21 protein-coding genes are annotated in these 25,230 nt (G+C 64.2%); 20 read left to right on the top strand and 1 reads right to left on the bottom strand.

Translation table 11 applies throughout. The features are described from left to right. The first annotated feature begins 70 nt into the window (after positions 1-70). From dnaK to IDH44_RS04625, 6 genes are all read left to right on the top strand, one after another. On the top strand, positions 71-1,918 hold the full coding sequence (gene dnaK / locus IDH44_RS04650; RefSeq protein ID WP_190915179.1) for a molecular chaperone DnaK: 1,848 nt from the start codon (positions 71-73) through the stop codon (positions 1,916-1,918). Between the two features lie 99 nt (positions 1,919-2,017). Then, positions 2,018-3,133: a molecular chaperone DnaJ gene (gene dnaJ, locus IDH44_RS04645; protein WP_190915177.1), complete on the top strand. Its 1,116-nt coding sequence runs from the start codon at positions 2,018-2,020 to the stop codon at positions 3,131-3,133. A gap of 124 nt (positions 3,134-3,257) precedes the next feature. Beyond that, positions 3,258-4,208 carry a 50S ribosomal protein L11 methyltransferase gene (gene prmA / locus IDH44_RS04640; RefSeq protein WP_190915175.1) on the top strand — a complete coding sequence of 317 codons (951 nt, stop codon included), beginning with the start codon at positions 3,258-3,260 and terminating at the stop codon, positions 4,206-4,208. 102 nt (positions 4,209-4,310) lie between these two features. Next, positions 4,311-5,087, top strand: a complete 777-nt coding sequence (locus IDH44_RS04635; protein ID WP_190915173.1) for an RsmE family RNA methyltransferase — start codon at positions 4,311-4,313, stop codon at positions 5,085-5,087. A 4-nt stretch (positions 5,088-5,091) separates the two neighbouring features. Then, positions 5,092-6,456: a tRNA (N(6)-L-threonylcarbamoyladenosine(37)-C(2))-methylthiotransferase MtaB gene (mtaB, locus tag IDH44_RS04630; RefSeq protein WP_190915171.1), complete on the top strand. Its 1,365-nt coding sequence runs from the start codon at positions 5,092-5,094 to the stop codon at positions 6,454-6,456. A 189-nt stretch (positions 6,457-6,645) separates the two neighbouring features. Further along, a complete protein-coding gene (locus tag IDH44_RS04625; protein WP_190915169.1) occupies positions 6,646-7,074 on the top strand; it encodes an NUDIX hydrolase in 429 nt (142 codons plus the stop codon). A gap of 48 nt (positions 7,075-7,122) precedes the next feature. On the opposite strand, the gene IDH44_RS04620 is transcribed toward IDH44_RS04625, so the two are convergent. After that, positions 7,123-8,094, bottom strand: a complete 972-nt coding sequence (locus IDH44_RS04620) for a Na/Pi cotransporter family protein (protein ID WP_190915167.1) — start codon at positions 8,092-8,094, stop codon at positions 7,123-7,125. A 103-nt stretch (positions 8,095-8,197) separates the two neighbouring features. On the opposite strand from IDH44_RS04620, the gene IDH44_RS04615 reads away from it, so the two are divergent. From IDH44_RS04615 to IDH44_RS04550, 14 genes are all read left to right on the top strand, one after another. Then, complete coding sequence (locus IDH44_RS04615) at positions 8,198-9,610, top strand: class I SAM-dependent rRNA methyltransferase (RefSeq protein WP_190915165.1); 1,413 nt, start codon at positions 8,198-8,200, stop codon at positions 9,608-9,610. Between the two features lie 26 nt (positions 9,611-9,636). Next, positions 9,637-13,173, top strand: coding sequence for a helicase-exonuclease AddAB subunit AddB (addB, locus tag IDH44_RS04610; protein ID WP_190915164.1), 3,537 nt, complete (start codon positions 9,637-9,639; stop codon positions 13,171-13,173). After that, positions 13,154-17,002: a helicase-exonuclease AddAB subunit AddA gene (gene addA, locus IDH44_RS04605; RefSeq protein ID WP_317890109.1), complete on the top strand. Its 3,849-nt coding sequence runs from the start codon at positions 13,154-13,156 to the stop codon at positions 17,000-17,002. Before addB ends, addA begins: the two co-directional genes overlap by 20 nt. A 24-nt stretch (positions 17,003-17,026) precedes the next feature. Then, a complete protein-coding gene (locus IDH44_RS04600) occupies positions 17,027-17,662 on the top strand; it encodes a hypothetical protein (protein WP_190915162.1) in 636 nt (211 codons plus the stop codon). A gap of 134 nt (positions 17,663-17,796) precedes the next feature. After that, positions 17,797-18,123 (top strand): hypothetical protein, encoded by a 327-nt coding sequence (locus IDH44_RS04595; RefSeq protein WP_223869372.1) that lies wholly within the window; start codon positions 17,797-17,799, stop codon positions 18,121-18,123. Positions 18,124-18,270: 147 nt separating this feature from the next. Continuing rightward, on the top strand, positions 18,271-18,642 hold the full coding sequence (locus IDH44_RS04590) for a histidine triad nucleotide-binding protein (RefSeq protein ID WP_190915160.1): 372 nt from the start codon (positions 18,271-18,273) through the stop codon (positions 18,640-18,642). A gap of 85 nt (positions 18,643-18,727) precedes the next feature. Further along, positions 18,728-18,901 (top strand): 30S ribosomal protein S21, encoded by a 174-nt coding sequence (rpsU, locus tag IDH44_RS04585; RefSeq protein ID WP_190915158.1) that lies wholly within the window; start codon positions 18,728-18,730, stop codon positions 18,899-18,901. Between the two features lie 15 nt (positions 18,902-18,916). After that, positions 18,917-19,360 (top strand): GatB/YqeY domain-containing protein, encoded by a 444-nt coding sequence (locus IDH44_RS04580; protein WP_190915156.1) that lies wholly within the window; start codon positions 18,917-18,919, stop codon positions 19,358-19,360. A gap of 154 nt (positions 19,361-19,514) precedes the next feature. Next, positions 19,515-20,900, top strand: coding sequence for an NfeD family protein (locus IDH44_RS04575; protein WP_190915154.1), 1,386 nt, complete (start codon positions 19,515-19,517; stop codon positions 20,898-20,900). A gap of 48 nt (positions 20,901-20,948) precedes the next feature. Next, complete coding sequence (floA, locus tag IDH44_RS04570; RefSeq protein ID WP_190915152.1) at positions 20,949-21,935, top strand: flotillin-like protein FloA; 987 nt, start codon at positions 20,949-20,951, stop codon at positions 21,933-21,935. A gap of 46 nt (positions 21,936-21,981) precedes the next feature. Next, positions 21,982-22,572 carry a hypothetical protein gene (locus IDH44_RS04565; RefSeq protein WP_190915150.1) on the top strand — a complete coding sequence of 197 codons (591 nt, stop codon included), beginning with the start codon at positions 21,982-21,984 and terminating at the stop codon, positions 22,570-22,572. A 187-nt stretch (positions 22,573-22,759) separates the two neighbouring features. Next, entirely contained in the window at positions 22,760-23,038 is a 279-nt protein-coding gene (yqfC, locus tag IDH44_RS04560; RefSeq protein ID WP_190915148.1) for a sporulation protein YqfC, read from the top strand. Between the two features lie 12 nt (positions 23,039-23,050). Further along, entirely contained in the window at positions 23,051-24,244 is a 1,194-nt protein-coding gene (yqfD, locus tag IDH44_RS04555; RefSeq protein ID WP_190915145.1) for a sporulation protein YqfD, read from the top strand. A gap of 6 nt (positions 24,245-24,250) precedes the next feature. Beyond that, positions 24,251-25,222: a PhoH family protein gene (locus IDH44_RS04550; protein WP_190915143.1), complete on the top strand. Its 972-nt coding sequence runs from the start codon at positions 24,251-24,253 to the stop codon at positions 25,220-25,222. Positions 25,223-25,230 lie beyond the last annotated feature (8 nt).

Here is a 25,230-nt window from a genome sequence, read left to right as displayed (position 1 = left end):
TGCCGATCCGGCGTTTATCATTGTCCGGGCATGATCCCCGGACTTGTATATGAATAAGGAGGAATCAGGCATGAGCAAAGTAATCGGAATTGACCTTGGTACCACCAATTCCTGCGTGGCCGTCATGGAAGGCGGCGAAGCGGTCGTCATCCCCAATCCGGAGGGCAACCGCACGACGCCGTCCGTCGTCGGCTTCAAAAAAGACGGCGAGCGCATCGTCGGCGAATCCGCCAAGCGTCAAGCGATCACCAATCCCGACCGTACGGTCATCTCCATCAAGCGCCACATGGGGACGAACCACACCGAAAAAATCGACGAAAAGCAGTACTCGCCGCAGGAAATCTCGGCGATCATCCTGCAAAAGCTGAAATCGGATGCGGAGGCCTATCTCGGCCAGACGGTCACGCAGGCGGTCATTACCGTCCCGGCGTACTTCAATGACAGCCAGCGCCAAGCGACGAAGGATGCGGGCAAAATCGCCGGCCTCGAGGTGCTGCGGATCGTCAACGAACCGACGGCTGCGGCGCTGGCCTACGGTCTCGAAAAAGCCGAGGATCAAAAAATTCTTGTCTATGACCTTGGCGGCGGCACGTTCGACGTCTCGATCCTGGAGCTGGGCGACGGCTTCTTCGAAGTAAAAGCAACGAGCGGCGACAACAAGCTCGGCGGCGACGACTTCGACCAGGTCATCATCGATCACCTCGTGGCGGAATTCAAAAAAGAGCACGGCATCGATCTGTCCAAAGACAAGGCCGCCGTGCAGCGGCTCAAGGATGCGGCCGAAAAGGCCAAAAAAGAGCTGTCCGGCGTCATGTCGACGACGATCTCGCTGCCGTTCATCACGATGTCCGACGGCGTGCCGCAGCATCTGGAGATGAACCTGACCCGCGCCAAATTCGAGGAACTCTCCGCCGGTCTGGTCGAGCGCACGCTCGGCCCGACGCGCCAGGCGATGAAGGACTCGGGCCTCTCGACGAGCGAGATCGACAAAATCGTACTGGTCGGCGGCTCCACGCGCATCCCGGCGGTGCAGGAAGCGATCAAAAAGCTGACCGGCAAGGACCCGCATAAAGGCGTGAACCCGGATGAAGTCGTCGCGCTCGGCGCGGCCGTTCAAGCCGGCGTCTTGACAGGCGACGTCAAGGACGTCGTGCTGCTCGACGTCACCCCGCTGTCGCTCGGCATCGAGACGGCAGGCGGCGTGTTCACCAAAATGATCGAGCGCAACACGACGATCCCGACGAGCAAATCGCAGGTGTACTCGACGTACGCCGACAATCAGACCAGCGTCGAAATTCACGTGCTGCAGGGCGAGCGCGAGATGGCGGCCGGCAACAAAACGCTTGGCCGGTTCATGCTCGGCGATATCCCGCCGGCGCCGCGCGGCGTGCCGCAAATCGAAGTGACCTTCGACATCGACGCCAACGGCATCGTCAACGTCTCGGCGCTGGACAAAGGCACGGGCAAAAGCCAGAAGATCACGATCACGTCCTCGAGCGGTCTCTCGGACGAGGAAATCGATCGGATGGTCAAGGACGCCGAGCTGAATGCCGAGGAAGACAAAAAGCGCCGCGACCTGGTGGAAGCGAAAAACGCCGCCGATCAATTGATCTACACCGTCGACAAGACGATCTCGGATCTGGGCGACAAAGCCGACGCCGGCGAGGTGGAAAAGGCGAACGCGGCGAAGGAAAAGCTGAAGCAAACGCTGGAATCCGACAACGCCGAAGACATCAAGGCGGCCACCGAAGAGCTCTCGCAAATCGTACAGCAGCTGTCTGTCAAGCTGTATGAACAGGCGGCGCAAGCGCAGCAGGCGGAGCAAGGAGCCGAGGAAGGTCCCTCCGGCGACGACAAGAATAAAGACAATGTAGTCGATGCGGATTACGAGGTTGTGGACAACGACAAAAAATCCTGATTCAGCGTCGAACGCGAAAGGTCAAAGTCAGGCAGGGCTTGACTTTGACCTTCGCTTGCGTTCGGAGGCCTAGATCGATGATAGACGGGGGTGAAAATCGTGGCGGAGAAACGGGATTACTATGACGTGCTCGGGGTTGGAAAAAGCGCATCGGAGGATGAGATTAAAAAGTCCTACCGCAAGCTCGCGCGCCAGTACCATCCGGACGTCAACAAAGCGGCCGATGCGGAGGCCAAATTCAAGGAAGTCAAGGAAGCGTACGATGTGCTCAGCGATTCGCAAAAGCGCGCAACGTACGATCAATACGGGCATGTCGATCCAAACCAAGGGTTCGGCGGCGGCGGTGCCGGCGATTTTGGCGGATTCGGCGATATTTTCGACATGTTTTTCGGCGGCGGCGGACGGCGCGATCCGAACGCGCCGCAGCGGGGCAACGATCTGCAATATACGATGAGCGTGGAATTCAAGGACGCGGTCTTCGGCAAGGAGACTGATATCCAGATTCCGCGCACCGAATCCTGCGACACCTGTCACGGCTCGGGCGCGAAGCCCGGCACGAAGCCGGAGACTTGCTCGGTGTGTCACGGCTCCGGCCAGCAGGAGGTCGTGCAGAATACGCCGTTCGGACGGATCGTCAATCGGCGCGCCTGCACGAATTGCAGCGGTACGGGACGGGTCATCAAGGATCGCTGCTCGAACTGTCACGGCTCGGGCAAGGTGAAGAAGCAGCGCAAGATCCATGTCCGCATTCCGGCGGGCATCGACGAAGGGTCGCAGATTCGCCTCTCCGGCGAGGGCGAGGCCGGCGTGCGCGGCGGTCCGGCAGGGGATCTGTACATCGTATTCCGGGTCAAGGCGCATGAGTTTTTCGATCGCGACGGCGACGACATCTATTGCGAGGTGCCGTTGACCTTTGCCCAGGCGGCGCTCGGCGACGAGATCGAGATTCCGACGCTGACCGAGAAGGTCAAGCTGAAGATTCCGGCGGGCACCCAGACGGGCACGTACTTCCGTCTCAAGGGCAAAGGCGTGCCGCGGCTGCGTGGATATGGGCAGGGCGATCAGCATATCAAGGTCACGGTCGTCACGCCGACCAAGCTGTCGGACGAGCAAAAGGAGCTGCTGCGACGCTTGTCCGGCGCCGAGGGCGAGGCGGTGCAGGAGCATCACGAGTCGATTTTCGAAAAAATGAAAAAGGCGATCCGCGGCGATTAGCGTTGGCGCAGCTGCGGACATCGAACGGGCGGTCCGCGAGGGCCGCCTCTTTGCTTTGCCTCCAGACGCACGAATGAGGTAAAATAGGCAATGAAGATTATGAAGATCGGGGAGGCCGTACAGGTTGAAATGGCATGAGCTGACAATCTCGACATCGGAGCAGACCATCGAGATGATTACGAACTTTTTGCATGAAAGCGATGCGGACGGCGTATCCATTGAGGAGTCGGGTACGCTGAATCGGCCGCGCGACACGTCGCTGGGACAGTGGTACGAGCATCCGCTCAACGATATCCCGGAGGGGGAAGCCGTCATCAAGGGCTACTTCCAGGAGGGGACGGAGATCGAGCCGCTGATTGCGCGGCTGCGCGTCTCGATCGACGGCTTGCGCGAATTCGGACTGGAGCCGGGCGATTACCGCATCACCGCGGGGATGGTGGACGAGGAGGACTGGGCGGAATCGTGGAAGCAGTACTTCAAGCCGCTGCGCGTCTCCGATCGCTTGACAATCAAGCCGACGTGGGAGACGTACGCGCCTGCGGCGGAGGAGCGGATCATCGAGCTCGATCCGGGCATGGCCTTCGGCACGGGAACGCATCCGACGACGGCGCTCTGCCTGCGCACGCTGGACGAGGAGCTGCGCGGCGGAGAACGCGTCATCGACGTCGGCACCGGCTCGGGCGTGCTCGCCATCGGCGCCTGCCGGCTGGGCGCGCGGCGGGTGCTGGCGCTCGATCTCGATCCGGTGGCGGTCTCCAGCGCGACCGCCAACGTGGCGCTCAACGGGCTGGAGGAGCAGGTGGAGGTGCGCTACAGCGATCTGTTGACTGCGCTCGAGGCCGACGACGACGCCGTGCCGGCCGATCTGATCGTGGCCAATATTCTCGCCCACATCATCCTCAGCTTCGTGGACGACGCCTATCAGGCGCTGCGGCCCGGAGGGACGTACGTGGTGTCGGGCATCTACAGCAACAAGGAGCAGGAGGTCGAGCAAGGCTTGACGGCTGCCGGCTTTGCGATCGAACGGATCGCGCGCGAGGACGACTGGCTCGCCTTCGTGGCGCGCAAGCGGTAGCGGCCCAGACAGCGGCCGAGTCTGGCGGCGTCTGGCCGCGTGAGGCTGCGTGTAGCGCAGCGCCCCCAAAACATGCTATGATGAAGGTTGGAGTTGAAGCAGATGCAGCGATATTTTATCGCTCCGTCGCAATTTGACGCGGACCGCGTCACGATTGACGGAGATGACGCGCATCACCTCGCACGGGTGATGCGCATACAGACGGGCGGACGCATCGTCGTCTGCGACGGCGAGCGCCGCGAGGCGCTCGCCGAGGTGAGCGAGATCGGGGCGGACCGCGTGGTGGCGCGGATCGTCGAGGAACGTCCGGCGAGCGCGCGCGAGCCGCGCTGGCGCGTCACGATTGCGCAGGCGCTGCCCAAGGGCGACAAGCTCGAGACCGTCATCCAGAAGGGCACGGAGCTGGGCGCTTATGCGTTCGTGCCGTTCGAAGCGGCGCGCACGGTCGTGCGGTATGACAATCGCAAGGAAGAAAAGCGCCGGTCGCGCTGGACCCGCATCGCCAAGGAAGCCGCCGAGCAGGCCCATCGCGGCCGCTTGCCGCAGGTCGAGGAGGTTCAGAGCTGGGGCGCGCTGCTGCGACGCATTCCGTCCTGCGATCTGGCGCTGCTGTGCTACGAGGCGCAGGGCGGGGCGCCCGAGCGCGGCATCGGCGCCGCGCTGCGGCGTTTTGGCGCACAGCCCCGCGCCGCCGGTCAGGCGGACATTCTCGTCATCGTCGGGCCGGAGGGCGGCTTCACGCCCGAGGAAGCGGAGCAGGCCGAGGCCGCAGGGGCCGTATCGGTCGGGCTCGGCGCGCGCATCCTGCGCACCGAGACGGCGGGCATGGCCGCGCTGACCTGCCTGATGTACGAATCCGGAGAGATGGGAGGAGCCTAACAAGATGCCATCCGTAGCATTTTACACCTTGGGCTGCAAGGTGAATTTTTACGACACCGAGGCGATCTGGCAATTGTTCAAAAACGACGGCTACGAGCAGGTCGATTTTGAAGCGACGGCGGACGTCTATCTGATCAATACGTGTACGGTGACCAACACCGGCGACAAGAAAAGCCGCCAGATTATTCGCCGCGCGGTGCGTCGCAATCCCGACGCCGTCATCGCGGTGACGGGCTGCTACGCGCAGACGTCGCCGGCGGAGATTTTGGCGATTCCAGGTGTCGATCTCGTCATCGGCACGCAGGATCGGGAGCAACTGATGACGCATATTCGCAGCATCCAGGCGGATCGCGAGCCGGTCAATGCGGTGCGCAATATTATGAAAACTCGCCAATTCGAGGAGCTGGACGTACCTGATTTTGCCGAGCGCACGCGCGCGTTTCTGAAGATTCAGGAGGGCTGCAACAATTTTTGCACCTTCTGCATCATCCCGTGGTCGCGCGGGCTCTCGCGCAGCCGCGACCCGCAGAGCGTGGTCGCGCAAGCGCGGCAGCTCGTCGCCGCGGGGTACAAGGAAATCGTGCTGACCGGCATTCATACCGGCGGCTATGGCGACGATCTGGACAATTACAGACTGGCCGATCTGCTGTGGGCGCTCGACGAGGTCGACGGACTGGAGCGGGTGCGGATCAGCTCGATCGAGGCGAGTCAGATCGATGAACGCGTGATCGAGGTGCTCAATCGTTCGGACAAGATGTGCCGCCATCTGCATATCCCGCTCCAAGCCGGCGACGACGAGGTGCTCAGACGCATGCGGCGCAAGTATACGACAGCCGAGTTCGCCGAAAAAATCCGCCTGCTGCACGAGGCGATGCCCGGCGTGGCGATTACGACGGACGTGATCGTCGGCTTTCCGGGCGAGACGGAGGAGATGTTCGAGCGCGGTTACCGCTTCATGGAGGAGCTGGGCTTCGCCGAGATGCATGTTTTCCCGTATTCCAAGCGGACCGGCACGCCGGCGGCGCGCATGGAGGATCAGGTGGACGAGGAGGTCAAGCACGCGCGCGTGCACCGGCTGATCGAGCTCTCGGAGCGGATGCAGCTGCGCTATGCCGAAGGGTTCGTCGGCCAGGTGCTGGATGTCATTCCCGAGCGGGACTACAAGGGCGCGCCGGGCACCGGCCTGCTGATGGGATACTCGGGCAATTACATTCAGGTTGTTTTTGACGGCGCGGCGTCCCTGGTCGGGGAGCTCTGCCGGGTGCACATTACGGAAGCCGGCGCCAACGAATGCCGCGGCAATCTGGTGCGCGTGCTGGAGTCGAAGCCGATCGTCGCCGCGCAGCCGGCGGCTGCGGGGGCGCGCTGACGGCGACGCCAGGCGGACTTGGCCAGCATGCAGGCTGCTGCACGATTTGATCGCTTCATAGCGGCTCTACCCTGCGTAGGAGCAGGACATAGCGGGACCACAAAAGCAGGGATTTCGTCCGTCCGGCATGCAGCCGTCCGGGCGGAATCCTTGCCGCTTATCGGCGATGCGAAACGGGGGCGATTAGAGATGAAAGAAATATCTGCGGGCGGCGTCGTCTTCCAGCGGCTCGACGGCGATCGCCTGCAAATTCAGCTTATCCAGGACCGCTATGGAAAAACGTCGCTGCCCAAGGGCAAGAGGGAGCCGGGCGAAACGGTCGAGCAGACCGCCTTGCGCGAAATTCGCGAGGAGACCGGTCTCACCGGCCGGATCGTGGCCAAAATCGACTTGATCAAATATACCTACAAGCATGAAACGAAGGGCATGGTCGACAAGGAAGTGCACTATTTCCTGGTCGAGGCCACCGGCGGACGACTGCAGGCGCAGGTGGAGGAGATCCGCGGCGTCGAATGGTTCGAGCCGCAGGAGGCATGGCGGCGCCAACGCAAGTCCGGCTACAGCAACAACAATCGCATCGTCGCGGGCGCCTTGCGGTTGCTCGGCATCCGTCGCTAGCAGGAATCGCATCGGCGGCTTGCGGCGCGCGGAGCTCCTCCGCAAGCGTCAGTCTGCGGCCGCGCGGCTGCGCAAGGCGGGCAAGTAACAGAGCGGCAGGGCAAGCAGCGAGCTGGCGACGTTGAAGATCGTCTGGGCATGGGCGATCTGGCTCGCGGGATCGTGGGCGAGCGCGGCGGACACGGTCTGCAGCGCCCCCAAAAAGGGCAGGCACAGCGCAGCGCCGCCGACATTGAGCAGGGTGTGGGTCCAGGCGACGAAACGCCCGGAGGCGCTGCCGCCGAGCGAGGCGAGCAGTGCGGTCGCGCAGGTGCCGACATTGGCGCCGAGCACAAATGCGATTCCGGCCTCGGGCGGCATCGTGCCGTGCAGCACAAGTCCCATGACCAGTCCGATGGCGGCGGCGCTGCTGTGCAGCAGGGCGGCCAGTACGGCGCCGAGCGCCAGGCCGACGAGCGCGCGCTCACTCGCCCGGCTGAGCAGAGCGCCGAGCAGCGGGCTCGTCTCCAGATGCGGCGCGATCGACTGCATGATGCCGATCCCCTGGACGAGCAGCGCGAAGCCGGCGCAGGCGACTGCGCCGTAACGCATGGGGCGCAGCCAGGCAGGCGCGCGCGCCGCCGGATGGAGGCCGTATTCGTCCAGCAGCGCGGTGAGTAGCCAGGCGGCGAGCGAGCAGGCGAGCAGCGGCGGCGCCAGCCGATCGAGGCGCAGGCCGATCAGCTCGGTCGTGACGCAGGAGCCGATGTTGGTGCCGAGGATGATGCCGAGCGTGCGGCGATAGCTCAGCAGGCGGGCGTTGACGAGTCCGATGGCGATGACCGTCACCGCGGTGCTGCTCTGCAGCACCGCGGTCGCGCCCGCCGAGACGAGCATGCCGCGCAGCGGCGTGGCGGTGCCGCTGCGGATCGCTACCGACAGCGAGGGACCGGCCCAGCGATACAGCGCCAGCTCCATAATTTTCATGCCCAGCATGAACACGGCGAAGCCGAGCAATGTCGGCAGCAGCATGGCCAGCATTTCGCTTCCCCCTTCACCATTACACTTCTACGATATCTATGCGGCGCAGCGGACAGGCATGACGATCCGCGCCGCCGGGTGCGAACCGGGAAAGGAACGGACAATGAACGAACGTGCTAGCGTCATTTTGAAGCGCGGCCGCGCGCCGCGGCTGGAGCAGGGACATCCCTGGATTTATGAGAACGAGACGGAGCGAATGGAGGGGGCGGCGGAGCCCGGCGATCTGGTCGATGTGTACGACCACCGGGCGCGCTATCTGGCGACAGGGTATTGGAACCCGGCTTCGCAGATTCAGGTGCGCATCGTCGCGTACACGCCGCTGGAGGCGATGGATCGGGCGTTCTTCGAGGAGCGGCTGGTGCGCTGCCGGGAGCACCGGGCCCGCTTCCTGCCGGGCGTATCCGACTGCAGGCTCGTCTATGGCGAGGCGGACGACCTGCCCGGCCTGACGGTGGATCGGTACGGCGGCGTGCTCGTCGTGCAGATCGTCACGCTGGGCATGGATCAGCGCCGGGCAGCAATCGTCGAGGCGCTGATCGAGGTGTTCCGGCCGGAGGCGATCTACGAGCGCAGCGACCTCCCCGTGCGGGCGCTGGAGGGGCTGGAGGCGCGCACCGGGCCGCTCTACGGTGAAGCGCCGCGCGAAGTGACGATTATCGAGAACGGCCTGACGATGGAGGTCGACATCGAGAGCGGACAGAAGACCGGCTATTTTTACGATCAGCGCGACAATCGGGCGGCGATCGCGCCGCTGATGCTCGGCTGGGGCGCGCGCAGCGGCATTCGCCTGGCCCCGCGTCCGGGATCCGAGGCGGATGCGCAAGCGAGCGAGGAGCGGGAGCCTGCGTCCTCGGCGCTCGTACCGGTCAACCGCAGCGGCAAGGAAGTGACCTTTCCCTATTGGGACGGCGCGACGGTGCTGGAGTGTTTTGCCCATACCGGCAGCTTCACGATGCATGCTTGCCGCTACGGCGCCAAGCGGGTGACCTGTCTCGACGTATCGGCGCACGCGCTCGAGACGGCCGCCCGCAACGCCCGGGCCAACGGGTTTGCGGATCGCATCGATTTCGTCCAGGCCGACGCCTTCGCCTATTTGCGCGAGCAAGTGAAGGGGCTGGAGGAGCGCAGACGGCGCGCCCCGGGCGCGGCGGACAAGGCCGATACGTCCAAGCCGCTCGCGGCGGCGGGCCGTACGTGGGACGTCGTCATTCTCGACCCGCCGGCCTTTGCCAAGAGCAAGGGCGCGCTGGCAGGCGCGCGGCGCGGCTACAAGGACATCAATCTTCAGGGCATGAAGCTGGTCAACGAAGGCGGCTATCTCGTCACTGCGAGCTGCTCGTATCCGATGAAGCCGGAGCTGTTTTTGGAGACGGTGCAGGAGGCGGCGCGCGATGCGGGCAAGCTGTTGCGTATGGTGCACTGGCAGGGCGCGGGCAAGGACCATCCCCGTCTGCTCGCGGCGAGCGAAGGGAATTATTTAAAGTTTGCCATTTTTGAGGTGCGCAGCCGGGCTTAATCAAGTGTTTCAAGGGGGGGACAGGCATGCTTCGATTTGTATTGGGCAGGGCCGGGGCGGGCAAGACGACTCGGTGTCTGGGCGAGATCCGCGAGCGGCTGCACGCGTCGGCGCAGGGCAGTCCGCTCCTGCTGCTCGTGCCGGAGCAGGCGACCTTCCAGACGGAATATGCGCTGCTGCGCCAGGCCGGACTGACCGGCACGATGCGCGCTCAGGTGCTGAGCTTTCGGCGCCTGGCGTATCGCGTCATGCAGGAGACCGGCGGCGCAGCCCTGACGCCAATCGGCGAGACGGGCAAGCAGATGCTGCTGTACAAGATTGTGCAGCGGCTGGAGGACGAGCTGCAGCTGCTGCGCGGCGCAGCGCAGGGCCATGGCTTCATCGAGCGGCTGAGCGAGCTGATGACCGAGTGGAAGCGCTACGGTATCGAGGCGCCGGCAGTACGCGAGTACGCCGAGGCGCATGCCGGCGGCAGCGGCATGCTCGGTCGCAAGCTGCACGATCTGCAGCTCATCGGCGCGGCGCTGGAGCGCGAGCTGGACGGGCATTACCTCGAGGCCGAGGACTACCTGCACCGGCTTGCCGCCGGCTGCGAGCAGACGTCGGCGCTGCGCGAGGCCGAGCTGTGGATCGACGGCTTCCACGGCTTCACGCCGCACGAATACCTCGCCCTCGGGGCGCTGCTGCGCACCGTGGGGCGGGTCACGGTGACGCTCTGCCTGGACCGGCCATATGACGGAGATGCGCGGCCGCACGAGCTCGATCTGTTCCACAAGACGGCCGAGACCTACATCGCGCTGCGCGCGCTCGCCGAGACGTCCGGTGTCGAGCTGGAGCCGGTCGTCAGGCTGGACGCTTCGCCGCCGCGCTTCGCCGCGAGTCCGATGCTGGCGCATATCGAGCGCAGCTACGAGCGGCCGGGGGCGCAGGCCTATGCCGGAGAGACGCATGGCGATCCGGCCGATCCGCGCTGCGGCGTGTCGGTGCACGGCGCGGTCCATCGCCGCGCCGAGGTGGAGGCGGCGGCGCGCGACATGCTGCGCCGCGTGCGCGAGCAGGGCTTGCGCTGGCGCGACATGGCGCTCCTGGTGCGCACCGGCGGGGATTACAACGATCTGCTGGAGCAGGTGCTCGGCGATTACGACATTCCCTACTTCCTCGATCACAAGCGCCCGATGCGGCAGCATCCGCTGCTCGAATTCATCCGTTCCGCGCTGGAGACGGTCACGCAGGGCTGGCGCTACGATGCCGTCTTCCGCTGCATCAAGAGCGAGCTGCTGCTGCCGCTGGACGGCGAGCTGAGCCGCGAGGACCTCGACCGGCTGGAGAATTACGTGTTGGCCGCGGGCATCGACGGGCGCCGCCGCTGGCTCGACGCCAAGCGCTGGCGACCGCTGCAGCGCGCCTCGCTCGAGGACGAGCTGCCGGCGGAGCCGGGCCGGGCGGAGCTGGCCGCGCACGCGCGCATCCTGGATGCGCGGGAGGCGGTCGTAGCGCCGCTGCGCCGCTTCGAGCGGGCGCTGCGCGGCGCGGCGGATGCCGAGGCCATGTGCAGGGCGCTCTACCGGCTGCTCGAGCATGTCGGCGCCGCCGACCGGCTGGAGCAGTGGAGCGCGGAGGCTTCGGCGGGCGGCGAGCTGCGGCGCGCGCGCGAGCATGTGCAGCTGTGGGAGGGCGTGATGGGCACGCTCGACCAACTGGCGGAGATGATGGGGACGCAGCCGCTCTCCCCGGAGCTGTTCGCAGGCATCGTGGAGGCGGGCCTGGACGGGCTGAAGCTGGCGACGGTGCCGCCTGCGCTCGATCAGGTGCTGGTCGGCAGCATGGAGCGGACGCGCGCCGAGGCGGTCGAGGTGTGCTACCTGCTCGGTGCGGGCGACGGCGTGCTGCCGCTGCGCATGGAGGAGGATGGCATCCTGACGGAGCAGGAGCGTCAGCGGCTGGCGGCGGACGGGCTCGTCATGGCCCCCGGCATCCGGCGTCGTCTGCTGGACGAGCGCTTCCTGATCTATACGGCGCTGACCGTGCCGCGCAGCCATCTGTGGATCAGCTATCCGCTCGCCGACGACGAGGGCAAAAGCCTGCGGCCGTCGGAGGTGCTGCGCCAGCTGCGTCAGCTGCTGCCGGGTGTGCCGGAGCGGGTCGCAGAGGCGCAGCCCAGACCCGGCGCGGACGAGGCGGAGCAAGAGGCGTATATCGGCCATCCCGGACGGACGCTGTCGCATCTCTTCGGCCAGCTGAGCGCGTGGCGGCAGGGCGCGAACCTCGCTCCGCTCTGGTGGGAGGTCTACAATTGGTTCGCCGGCGAGCCGCAGTGGCGCGACCGGCTGGCCTTGCTGGCTCTCTCCCAGCGCTTCGCCAATGCGGCGCCGCCGCTGCCCGGTCCGCTGGCGGATCAGCTGTACGGCGAGCGTCTGCGCACGAGCGTATCGCGCATGGAGCGCTTCGTGTCCTGCCCGTTCCAGCACTTCGCCAGCCACGGCCTGCGGCTGCGCGAGCGCGAGCGGCATCAGCTGGGCGCGCCGGACATCGGCCAGCTGTTCCACGCGGCGCTCAGCCGGCTGACCGCCGAGCTGGGCGACGCCTGGGGGACGCTGCCGGAGCCGGAGCTGCGGCGGCGCGCCGCCGCGGTCGTCGACGCGCTGGCGCCGCGGCTGCAATCGCAGATCCTGCTGAGCAGCGGCCGCTTCCGCTATATGGCGTCCAAGCTGCGCGAGATCGTCGCGCAGGCGGCGCTGATGCTCGGCGAGCATGCGCGGCGGGCGACGTTCCGGCCGGTCGGCGTAGAGGTCGGCTTCGGCGGAGACGGCGCGCTGCCGCCGCTCGTGCTGCCGCTCGCCGGGAGCCGGGAGCTGGAGATCGTCGGCCGGATCGATCGCGTCGACGCGGCGCAGACCGACGAAGGTCTGCTGCTGCGCGTGCTCGACTACAAGTCGTCGGCGACCTCGCTGCAGCTGGAGGCGGTCATGCACGGGCTGTCGCTGCAAATGCTGACCTATCTGGACGTGCTGCTGACCCATGCGCCCAAATGGCTGGGCCAGCCGGCAGCGCCGGCGGGCGTGCTCTACTTCCACGTGCACAACCCGCTGCTCGCCGCCACCCGGGCCATCGACGGCGCCGAGGCGCATCGCCAGCGGCTGAAGCGCTTCAAGCCGAAAGGGCTGCTGCTGGCGGACGAGCAGGCCGTGCGGCTGATGGACGGCAGCCTCGAATCCGGGCACTCCGATCTGCTGCCGGTGGCGATCAAGAAGGACGGCAGCTTCTACAGCGCCTCCTCCGTCGCCCGCAAGGAGGAGTGGGACGTGCTGCGGCGCTCGGTGCGCAGCACGATCCGCCGCATCGGCAGGCGCATCACCGGCGGCGAGATCGCCATCGAGCCGTATCGGATGGGGGGCAAGACGCCTTGCACGCATTGCGCGTACAAGCCGGTCTGCCAGTTCGATCCGATGATCGAGGGCAACGGCTACGTCAAGCTGGGCAAATCCACCAAGGACGAGGTGTGGCGCGGTCTGACGCGGCAGGCCGAGGAAGGAGGGGCGGCAGATGACGATGCAGCCGAATAAGCAGGCGAATCAACCGGCGCGTCCGGCGGGCAGCACCTGGACGGAGCAGCAATGGGAGGCGATCGTCGCCGGCGGCCGCGACATCCTCGTCGCCGCCGCGGCGGGCTCCGGCAAAACCGCCGTGCTGGTGGAGCGCATCATACGCAAAATTACGAGCGGCGCCGATGTCGACCGGCTGCTCGTCGCCACCTTCACCAAGGCGGCCGCGGCCGAAATGAAGGAACGCATCCGCATCGCGCTGGAGAAGGAGCTTGCCGCCGATCCGGACAGCGAGCATTTGCGGCGGCAGCTCGCGCTCATGACGCGCGCTTCGATTACGACGCTGCATTCCTTCTGCGTCGAAGTGATTCGCCGCTATTATCCGCTGATCGGGCTCGATCCGGGCTTTCGCATCGCCAACGAGACGGAGGCGGAGCTGCTGCGGCTCGATGTGCTCGAGCAGCTGTTCGAGGCGCGATACGCCGAGCTGGAGGCGCATCCGGGCTTCGCCGAACTGGCGGAGCGCTTCGGCGGAGAGAAGGACGACGAGCCGCTGCAGCGGCTCGTTCAGCGGCTGTACGATTTTTCGCGCAGCCATCCGTGGCCGGAGCACTGGCTGCGCGCGGCGGCGGCGACGTTCCATGTGGCGGACGAGATCGAGCTGGGCGACACGCATTGGGTGCGGCGGCTCGCCGGCGACGCGCAGGGCGCGCTGGCGGCAGCGCAGACCCAACTGGAGCAGGCGCTCGAGCTGACGCGGCAGCCGGGCGGTCCGGACGCGTACGCGCCGACGCTGGAGGCCGAACTTGCTGCGGTGCGGAAGTTGGCGCTGCGGATGGCGGATGCGCCCTGGACGACGTGGCAGGCGGCGTTCGCCGAGGTGGCCTTCGGGCGGCTCAAGGCGGTGCGCGCGGGCGAGGCCGACCAGGCGTTGCAGGAGCGGACGAAGAGGCTGCGCGACAATGCGCGTACGGTCGTGGCGCAGCTGCAGGACGAATTGCTTGGCCGCAGTCCAGCCGAGTTTTTGGCGGAGCTGCGCGACAACGCACCGCTGATGGAGGAGCTCTCGGAGCTGACGATTGCGTTCGGCGAGGCGTACGAGCGCGAGAAGCGGGCCAAGGGCCTGCTCGATTTCGGTGATCTGGAACATTATTGTCTGCGCATCCTGCGCGGTGCGGACTCGGAGCCAGGCCGCACGGTCCCGTCGTCCGCGGCGCTGGATTACCGGGAGCAGTTCGACGAGGTGCTGCTCGACGAGTATCAGGATACCAATATGGTGCAGGAGGCGCTTGTCGAGCTGATTGCCCGGCCGGGCAATGGCAACCGCTTCATGGTTGGCGACGTCAAGCAGAGCATCTATCGCTTTCGATTGGCCGAGCCGGGGCTATTCCTGGACAAGTACAAGCGCTACGGCGCTGCCGACAGCGACGGGCAACGCATCGATCTGGCGCGCAACTTTCGCAGTCGGCGCGAGGTGGTTGACGGCGTCAACGACGTCTTCCGCCTCATTATGCGAGAGCGCGTGGCGGAGCTGGATTACGACCGCAGCGCGGAATTGATTCACGGCGCCGCGTATCCCGCCCGCGCGGACGGGGCGGCCGATCCGCGTCTGGCGGTGGAGCTGACGCTGCTCGACCGGGCCGATGCGCCGGCAGCGGAGCCGGAGGAGCGATCGGACGCGGAGCCAGGCGAGGACGGTGAGGGCCAGCCGTCCGGCGATGCCGGCGATCTGCAGGCGGCGCAGCTCGAGGCGCGCTTCATCGCCGCCCGCATCCGCGCGATGCGCGGCGACGGGGCCGAGCGCGAGCGCATGCGCGTCTATGACGGGCGGCGCGGCGGCGAGCGGCCGCTGCAATGGCGCGACATCGTCATCCTGCTGCGCGCCACGCAGCAGTGGGCGCCGTTGCTCATCGAGGAGCTCCAGGCCGCGGGCATCCCGGCCTATGCCGAGCTGAATACGGGCTACTTCGACGCGACGGAGGTCGAGATCATGATCGCGCTGCTGCGGGTGATCGACAATCCGCACCAGGACATCCCGCTGGCCGGCACGCTGCGCTCGCCGCTCTTCGGGCTGGGCGCGGATGAGCTCGCGTTGCTCCGGGTCCACGCGCCGCCCGGGGCTTCGTACTACGAGGCCGTCGCGGCGGCGGCGGACGACGCCGGGCTGCCGCAGGCGCTGACGGACAAGGTGCGGCGCTTCCTGCGGCAGCTCGCGCGCTGGCGCGCCGAAGCGCGTCAGGGCGCGCTCTCCGAGCTGCTATGGGCGATCTACCACGAGAGCGGCTACTACGATCTGGTCGGCGGCTTGCCGGGCGGCCTGCAGCGTCAGGCCAATCTGCGCGCGCTGCACGATCGCGCCAGACAGTACGAAGCGACCTCCTTCCGCGGTCTGTTCCGCTTCTTGCGCTTCATTGACCGGATGCGCGAGAACGGCAGCGACCTCGGGACGGCGCGCGCGCTCGGCGAGCAGGAGGATGTCGTGCGCATCCTCTCGATCCACAAGAGCAAGGGGCTGGAATATCCCGTGGTGTTCGTCGCCGGACTGGGCAAGCGGTTCAATATGCAGGACGTCAACGGCGCCTTCCTGATGCACAAGCAGCTCGGCTATGGCCCCCGACAGGTCGACCTGCAGCTGCGGATCGCCTACCCGACGCTGCCGCAGCTGGCGATCCGGCGCGCGATGAAGACGGAGCAGCTGGCCGAGGAGATGCGGGTCTTGTATGTCGCGTTGACGCGGGCGAAGGAGAAGCTCGTGCTCGTCGGCACGGCGGCCGATGCGGCCAAGCTGCTGGAGAACAAGCGCGCGGAGGCAGAGACAGAGCCGTCGGACTATACGCTCTCACAGGCCCGTACATACCTGGACTGGCTGCTGCCGGTGGCGCTGCGCGGCGGCGCTGCCGCGCAGCCGACGCCCGCGGAGGACGACGCGGCTTCGGCTGCGCAGTGGCGGCTCGGCATCGCGCAAGCGTCGTGGTACGCCGCAGAGGCCGCCGTCGCGGCTGCGCCAGATCCGCTGGAGGAGGCGGTGCGCGAGCAGCGGCTGGAGGCGGTGAGCGCGCTGCATCGCATTCCGGATCTGGCGGCCTCCGCGCATACGCGCGAGGTTGTCGCGCGGCTCGGCTGGGCGTATCCGCACGCTGCCGCGACCGAGATCCCGGCCAAGACGTCGGCGACGGAGCTGAAGCGCCTCTACAGCGAGCAAGAGCTGGAGGATGCGGCGCAGCTGGAGGACGTCAGGCGTCCGCCGCGATCCGCTGCCGCGCCTTCCTCGTCGCAGCTGCGCCTGCGCCGGCCGCGCTTCATGGAGGAGGCGGCGCTGACCGCGGCCGAGCGGGGCACCGTGAGCCATCTCGTCATGCAGCATGTGCCGCTCGGCGCAGCCGTGGTCGATGCTGCTGTGCTGCGCCGAACGGTCGAGCGCATGCGCGAGCGCCAGCTGCTGACTGCGGCGCAGGCCGAAGCGGTCGATGCGGCCGCGGTGGAGGCTTTTTTTCAGACGCCGCTCGGCGGCCGACTGCAGCGTGCGCCGCGCGTGCGCCGCGAGGTGCCGTTCAGCTGCCTGCTGCCTGCCGCGCGCGTGCATCGGGCGGCGGCTGAGGCTCAGATCGGCGCCGAGCCGGTCATGATCCAGGGGGTTGTCGACTGCCTGTTCGAGGAAGCGGACGGCACGCTCGTGCTGCTCGATTACAAGACCGACCGCGTCCCGGATCGCGATTGGACGCGCGCCGCCGAGCGTCATCGGTTCCAGCTGGAGCTGTACGCGGAGGCGGCGGCCGGCATTCTCGGTCGACGCATCGACGAATGCCACGTGTTTTTTTTCGATGGCGCGCACACAGTGCGTCTCTGCTAATTATTCATACGGGAGTGAGCATGCATGAAGGAGTCCCCAGCCCCCAGACGATCCTGGTTCACGCCGATCGTCCTGGTCCTGCTCGTGCTGAGCGCGATCGGGAATGTCTATCTGTATAGCATCCAGCTGCAGCAAGCGCAGCAGACCCGGATCGCCACCGGGACGCGGATTCTGGAAGACGCGCGGAACAGCAAGCAGCACGTGGAAGCGATGCGCGCCGCGCTGGCCGCGCTGGCGGCCAGCGACGACGCGAACAGCCGCATCGCCGCCAAGTCGGAGCTCGGCTACGCCTTGGACGACGCGAAGGCGCTTGCCGATTTCGCCTCGGCCGGTCAGGCGGTCGCTCCGCGAGCCCCTGCGCCGGCGCGGCCTGCTTCCCGGTTCGTCGAAGAGGTCGAGCTGTCGCTCCGCGCGGTCGGCAATACGGCTGAGTCGCTCGGCGAGACGGAGCAGGGCTACGTGACGATGCTGGAGGAAATCTACGCCGATCTGGATACGGAACTGGGGCGCCTCGAGATCGAACGCACGACCGATCAGCTTGCGCTGCAGACGGCGCACGGCGGGCCTTGGACGGAGACGGCGCACGCCCTGCTGGCGATTATGAACGGGCCTGAACAGCTGCTGCTTGAAGGCGCGGCCCAGCGCCTGAGCAGCCATTGACCGACCCCGTTCGCTTCTTCCGCCGATCCATAGGTGTCCTCGCCTCCGGGACGGCTGTCAATTTCGCATTCGATGCACGGCGCGCCCATGACTGAATATACTGGGCACAGAAGCGCCGAAGGAGAGATGCGAGAATGGAAACCGCTCAGATGGATACTGCGCAAATGAAGCAATGGTGTGCCAATCATATGCACCGCTATGTGCTGGCTCAGACAAAAGACGGCTATTGCTGCGACGGCATCGTCGAGCATATCGACGACGAAGTGGTCTGCCTGGCCGTGCCGGTCGGAGACGGCGGCGGGCAGTGGGGCGTGCGCAATTTTTTCCCTTATCCGTATCCGGGGACGCCGTTCGCGACACCGCCGCTGTATCCGTATCCCTATTACCCGCGCAGACGCTTTGCGCGTCAGGTGCTGCCGCTGGCCGTGCTGCTCGGCCTGACGCTGCTGCCCTATTATTGAGTCGCGAGAGGAGGTGTGGCCGACCGGCCGCGTCTCCTGCTTTTTCGGTTGGACGAGTTCACGCTTTCTGCTATGATGAGAGCAAGCTGAGGCTGGCGGATGCGGCGCGCATTCGCCATACATACACTACGAGAGGCGGGAAAAGGCATGGATTGTCTGTTTTGCAAAATTGTCGAGGGAACGATACCGAGTAAAAAAGTGTACGAAAACGAGGATGTGATGGCCTTTCATGACATCGAGCCGGCAGCTCCGGTGCATGTGCTCATCATCCCCAAAAAACATATTGCCACGATCAACGACGTCGCCGAGGAGGACGCGATTCTGGTCGGCCGCATTTACGCCGCCGCCCGCGAAATCGCCCGCGAGCTGGGGATCGCCGAAGACGGATATCGGCTGATCAACAATTGCAACGCCGATGGCGGCCAAGTCGTCTATCATCTTCACGTGCACCTGCTCGGGGGCCAAAAGCTGGGACCGCTGCTCGCATCGCAGGTCCAATTGCCCAAAGCTAGAAGTTGACACTGCGTTTCCCGTTCCTTTATAATGAAATGTGATATACCGTGTATTACTTCTGGACGGTCTGTTTTGGAGGGAGGGAAAACTGGTGGCTGAAACGAAAATTCGCAAAAACGAGACGATCGACGCTGCATTACGCCGTTTCAAGCGTTCCATTGCAAAGGATGGCGTGCTCGCTGAGGTTAAAAAGCGCAAGCACTACGAGAAGCCAAGCGTCAAGCGCAAGAAAAAGTCCGAGGCTGCGCGCAAAAGAAAGTTTTAGGAGGAGCCTTCCCACATGAATTTGAGCGAACGATTGAACGACGATATGAAGCAAGCGATGAAAGACAAAGACAAATTCAAACTTGCTACCATTCGCATGGTACGCGCCAACATCAAGAATCAGGAGATTGATCTGAAGCGCGAGCTGAATGACGAGGAAGTGCTTGCCATTGTCGGTCGTGAGATCAAACAGCGTAAAGATTCCCTCCAAGAATTTAAAAAAGCGGGCCGCGAAGACCTCGCGGAAACGACCGCAGCTGAAATAGATATTATTAGTGAATACCTGCCCGAGCAGCTGACCGAAGAAGAGATCAAAGTGATTGTGCAGCAGACCATCCAGGAATCCGGTGCTTCTTCCAAAGCCGAGATGGGTAAAGTGATGGGCGCCTTGATGCCGAAGGTAAGAGGGCGTGCAGACGGTAAACTAGTAAATCGCATTGTTCAGCAATTGCTAGAATAGATAAAACGAGCGCTCCCGCCCAAACGGGAGCGTTCTTTACCATTTACAGCTGCAGCGCTTCCATGCCGGTATGACGCATTGTGAAACATTTTGCAACGGACCGGTGATTTCATACGTATTAGGGAATACATAACGAAAAGGAGGGGATGAAAAGATGCCTTTCCTACGCAAAGCCGCGGCAGTCAGCCTGCTGGCGCTGCTGCTCCTGTCGCTGCTGCCGAGCCTGATCTACGCTGCGGCGCAGGAGGATGGAGCCCGTCCGGCCCGCACCGGTCCCGCCGTCTACGTCGTACCGGTCAAGCAGACGATTGAATCCGGTCTTGAAGCTTTTCTGGACCGGGCTTACCGCGAAGCGGAGGAAGCGCAGGCGGAGATGGTCGTGCTGGAGATCAATACGCTCGGCGGCGCGGTCATCAGCGCGGAGAACATTGGCGAGCGCATCCAGAACAGCTCCGTGCCCACGACGGCATTCGTGGACGCCAAGGCGATCTCGGCCGGCGCGTTCATCGCCTTGAACGCCGACCAAATTATTATGCAGCCGGGCAGTACGATGGGCGCCGCGGCCGTGGTGGACGGCACCGGCACGCTGATCGACAATCCGAAGACGGTCTCGTACTGGGTCAAGGAGATGCAGACGGCAGCGGAGCAAAGCGGCCGTGATCCGTCATACGCCGTCAAAATGGTCGACCCGTCCGCCACGCTCGAGGGCGGTCCGCTGGCGGACAAATACCCGCGCGGCACGATATTGACGCTGTCCGCGGAGGAGGCCCTCGAGGTAGGCTATGCCGAGCATATCGCCGGCTCGGTCGAGGAAGCGGTGCAGTGGCTGGGTCTGGACGGCCGCGCTCTGGTTGAATTCGAGCCGACCTTTGCCGAGCGGCTGGCGAGCTGGATTACCTCGCCGCTGATCAAGACGCTGCTGTTCATCGTCGGACTTGCGGGCGTCGCCATCGAGCTGTTCGTGCCGGGTTTTGGCGTCCCGGGAATTCTCGGCGCTGCTGCTTTCGGGCTTTATTTTTTCGGTCATTACGTGGCCGGCTTTGCCGGAATGGAATCGGTGGTGCTGTTTGTCGTCGGCATCGGCTTGCTGATTGCCGAGGTGTTTGTTCCCAGTTTCGGCATCTTGGGCCTGGTGGGAACGTCAGCGCTCATATTCGGAATCATGACGGCGGCATTCGACAAGGGGGAGACACTGGTGTCGTTAGGGCAAGCCTTTTTGATCGCGATTGTCATTGTGGTCATCGTCGCCGTCATTTTCAAAAAGCGCGGCATCTGGAACCGATTCATTCTAAGTGATCGGATGACCGCCGACCGCGGCTACAATTCCAACGAATCGAAGCAGCTCCTGATCGGGCTCAAGGGGACTGCCTTGACCCCGCTGCGGCCGTCGGGCACCGCCGACATCGGCGATGCGCGGGTCGATGTCGTCACCTCCGGGGAATACATCGATCGCGGCCAGGCGATTCAGGTCCTGTTCGTAGAGGGCTCGCGCGTCGTCGTGCGCGCGGCTGCCGGTCCGCCTGCTTCGATCGAGGAATAAACGGTTAACCATTTCACATACCAAAAGATGGAGGGATTGCACTAGCCTATGGATCCGATTATCACGTATTTAATTATCGGTGTCGTCGCATTTGTCCTGTTGGTCGTATTTTTCAATTTCTTTCCGTTCATGCTCTGGATCGCTGCTATTTCCTCGGGCGTACGCATTGGCATCATCACGCTCGTCGCCATGCGACTCAGAAGGGTCGTGCCGTCGCGTATCGTCAATCCGATGATCAAGGCCACCAAGGCCGGACTCGGCTTGTCAATTAACCAACTGGAGAGCCATTACCTGGCGGGCGGCAACGTCGACCGCGTCGTGAACGCGCTCATCGCGGCGCAGCGCGCCAACATCAATCTGGAATTCGAACGCGCCGCGGCGATTGACCTCGCCGGACGCGACGTGCTGCAGGCTGTGCAGATGAGCGTCAATCCGAAGGTCATCGAGACGCCGTTCGTCTCCGCCGTCGCCAAGGACGGCATCGAGGTCAAGGTCAGAGCGCGCGTCACCGTGCGCGCCAATATCGATCGCCTCGTCGGCGGGGCCGGCGAAGAAACGATTCTGGCCCGTGTCGGCGAAGGCATCGTCAGTACGAACGGCTCTGCCGAATCGCACAAGGTCGTGCTCGAGAATCCGGATCTGATCTCGCGCACGGTGCTGGACAAAGGGCTGGACGCCGGTACGGCATTTGAAATTCTCTCCATCGATATCGCCGATGTCGACGTAGGCAAAAATATCGGCGCCAACCTGCAAACCGAACAAGCCGACGCCGACAAGCAGATCGCCCAGGCGAAGGCCGAGGAGCGTCGCGCCATGGCCGTTGCGCAGGAGCAGGAAATGAAGGCGAAGGTCGTCGAAATGCGCGCGCGCGTGGTCGAGTCGGAATCCCAGGTGCCGCTGGCGATGGCCGAAGCGCTCAAAAAAGGCCAACTCGGCGTAATGGACTACCTGAACATGAAAAATATCGAATCCGATACGCAGATGCGCGGCTCCATCGGCAAGCCGCCTGAAACGCGGGGCAACTCGGACAAATGAGGCCGTCTCCGGTCAAAGCCCTGACTGCGAGTAAGGGGGGCAATGCATGGATCGTTTGATTGGGTTGATTTTTGACAATTTTTTCATCTTCGTCATCATCATCGGCTTCATCCTGTCCTTGCTCAACAAAAGCAAGGGAAAGGGCAGGCCGAACAACCGGATGCCGGACTTCAGCGGCGACGGACGACAGCCGCAGCCGCGTCAGGCACAACGCGTCGAACGGCCGCACAGCGGCCGTGAGCAGGAGGAGCCGTATCCGGCCCCTCCGGCGTATGAAGCGCAGCCGACTTACGATCCGCAGCCGGCGTACGATGCACGGCCCGAGTATACGCCGCCGCCCGCGCCGGAGCCGCGCGAGGCGCAACAGGTCCGCGAAGTCCGGCGGCGCCGCGAGGAAGCAGCAGAGCGCCTGAGACGCGTGACGGAGAAGAGCCGGGAGCGGCTGCGCGATGCCGACACGGATAATCCGATCTTCACGGAAGCGCTTGGCGCCGAACCTCCTCGCTCGCGTGATACGAATCGAGATGGCGGTCTGGCCTGGCCCGGCCAGGACGAGCCGGGCGCGGAGGAACTGCGCAGCGCGGTGCTATGGGCGGAGATTCTGGGGCCGCCTCGCGCCCGACGTATGCGCAAATAGCGGTTTTTTGCCTTTGCTCTGCCGCCGAAGGGCGGCGCAAGCCGGTTCGCCCTACAAGCCGGATGTCTTACCGATTCAGGCCCGCATGACGGTGCTGCAGCTGCAGCAGCCGCTCGTGCGGGCCTTATCATATTTCCAGGTCCCTTCGCATAGCTTTTTACATACAGGGGAGGGGGCTTCTTCTGACATGCGCCTAATCAGCCGCAAGCTACGCAAATTGACTGCCGAACTGCTCGAGTTGCCGCAGGATGTCGTTTTTGACCTTCCTCGTCTGACGATGATCGGCGACCGTCAGCTCTACATCGAGAACCATCGCGGCGTGCTCCATTTCGAGACCGACAGGCTGCGGCTCGCGCTCAGCAAAGGCGAGCTCGAGGTCATCGGCAGCGATCTGGCCATTCGCGCGATCTGGACGGAGGAAGTGTTCATTGAAGGGGTCATCTCCAAGATTCATATGGTAGAATAGGAGGCGTGCGGGATGAATACATCGTGGCTGCAGACGGTCAAGGGAATGGTGACCGTCACGATTCGCGGCGGGCGGCAGGAGATGCTGATCAACGAGGCGGCTTCGGCGGGCATTCGACTCTGGGCCATTCGCCGGACAAGCCCGGAGCAGATGGTCTGCGAGATAAGCGTGAGCGATTTTTTTCGGCTTCGGCCGCTTTTGAAGCGGACAGGCTGCCGGGTCCATGTTGCGGCGCGTCGGGGCCTTCCGTTCTGGCTCGTTCGATTGGAGCGGCGCAAATTTTTTGCGGCCGGTCTTTTTCTCTTTATGTGCGGGTTGTACGTGCTCTCCTCGCTCGTGTGGCGCGTGGAGGTCGCCGGCAACGACAAGCTGACCGAGGACGACATCTTGGCTGCCGCGCGCGCAGAGGGAATCTATGAGCACCAGTGGACGTGGCGTATGGAAGAGGCGGATGTGCTGTCCAAAAACCTGGCGCGGCGCCTGCCCGGCGCCGCATGGGTAGGGGTGCAGCGGCAAGGCACGACGATCCGAATCGAGGTGGTCGAGAATACGATGCCGGAGGAGCAGCCACTCTATACGCCGAGGCATCTGGTGGCGGCCGCCGACGCAGTCGTCACGGCCATCGAGGCGGAGAACGGGCGGCCCGTCGTGAAGCGCAACACCAAGGTCAAACGCGGGGATATTCTCATCTCCGGCACGATCGGCGAAGGCGAGCATACGCGCACGGTCGTCGCCAAAGGAGAGGTCAGAGGACTCGTGTGGAAGGAATATGACATCGAGGTGCCGCTGACGCAGGAGGTCAAGGTCTACACGGGCGCTTCGCGTCTCAAGCGGCATTTGCTGATCGGGGAACGCACGCTGCAGATCAGCGGCTACGGCGCGGCGCCGTATGCCCAATACGAGACCGTCGAGTCGCGAAGCCAGATGGCCTGGAGAGGCTTCCGGCTGCGGCTGGGCACGGTGGAGGAGCGGCAGCTGGAAATTCGGACGGACCGGCGGCAGCTGACCGCCGAGGAAGCACGCGCTGTCGGCTTGCTGCAGGCGAAGGCGGATATATTGGCCCAGAACGGGAACGAAACCAAGGTCGTCGGGCAAAACATTTTGCATGAAAAGACGGAGAATGGTAAAGTTTATATGAAAGTATTTTTTGAGGTGGAACAATCGATTGTAACAGAGATGCCAATAGTCCAAATGCAAGGAGAATGAGGCTGGTTGCAGGAAAATACGAAAACCGTCAAAATCCCGCTGCAAAGCGCGGAAGAAGGCTTGGCCGTGCTCGGTCCGCAGGACCGGTATCTGAAGCTGGTCGAGCAGCAGTGCGAAGCGTCCATACGCTCGCGCGACGCGGAGATTGTCGTCACCGGAGCCGAGGCGGAGGTCGATTCGCTGGAGCAGCTGTTCACCGTGCTGCTGGAGCTGGTGAGAGGCGGCTACCTGCCCTCCGAACGCGACATCCTGTATGCGTGGGAGCTGGCCCGCACGATGCAGGCCGAGCAATTGCTCGATCTGTTCAAGGCGGAAATTACAACGACGTATCGGGGCAAGCCGGTGCGCGTCAAGACGATCGGGCAGCGCCACTATGTACAAACGATTCGCAAAAAGGATGTCGTCTTCGGCATCGGCCCGGCCGGCACGGGCAAAACGTATCTGGCCGTCGTGCTGGCCATCGCCGCGCTCAAGGAAGGCAAGGTCAAGCGTATTATTTTGACGCGTCCCGCTGTCGAGGCCGGCGAAAATCTTGGATTTTTGCCGGGCGATCTGCAAGAAAAGGTCGATCCGTATCTGCGGCCGCTCTATGACGCGCTTCATGAAATCATGGGCCCGGATCAGTCCGCAAAAGCGTTCGAGCGCGGCGTGATTGAGGTGGCGCCGCTCGCCTATATGCGGGGCCGCACGCTCGACGATTCGTTCATTATCCTTGACGAAGCGCAGAACACGACGCCCGAGCAGATGAAAATGTTCTTGACGCGCCTTGGCTTCGGCTCGAAAATGGTGATTACCGGGGACGTGACGCAGATCGATTTGCCGCGCGGCAAAAGCTCCGGTCTGAATGAAGCATCGCGAATTTTGCGCGACATTGAAGAAATCGGTTTCATTCTATTCAACGAATCCGATGTCGTGCGCCATTCGCTGGTGCAGCGCATCATAACGGCATACGAGCAAGACCTCAACAACCTACGATAGAGGAGGAG

The organism is Paenibacillus sabuli, assembly GCF_014705605.1.
GTDB lineage: Bacteria > Bacillota > Bacilli > Paenibacillales > Paenibacillaceae > Paenibacillus_D > Paenibacillus_D sabuli.
This window is presented reverse-complemented; position numbering and strand designations above follow the sequence as displayed.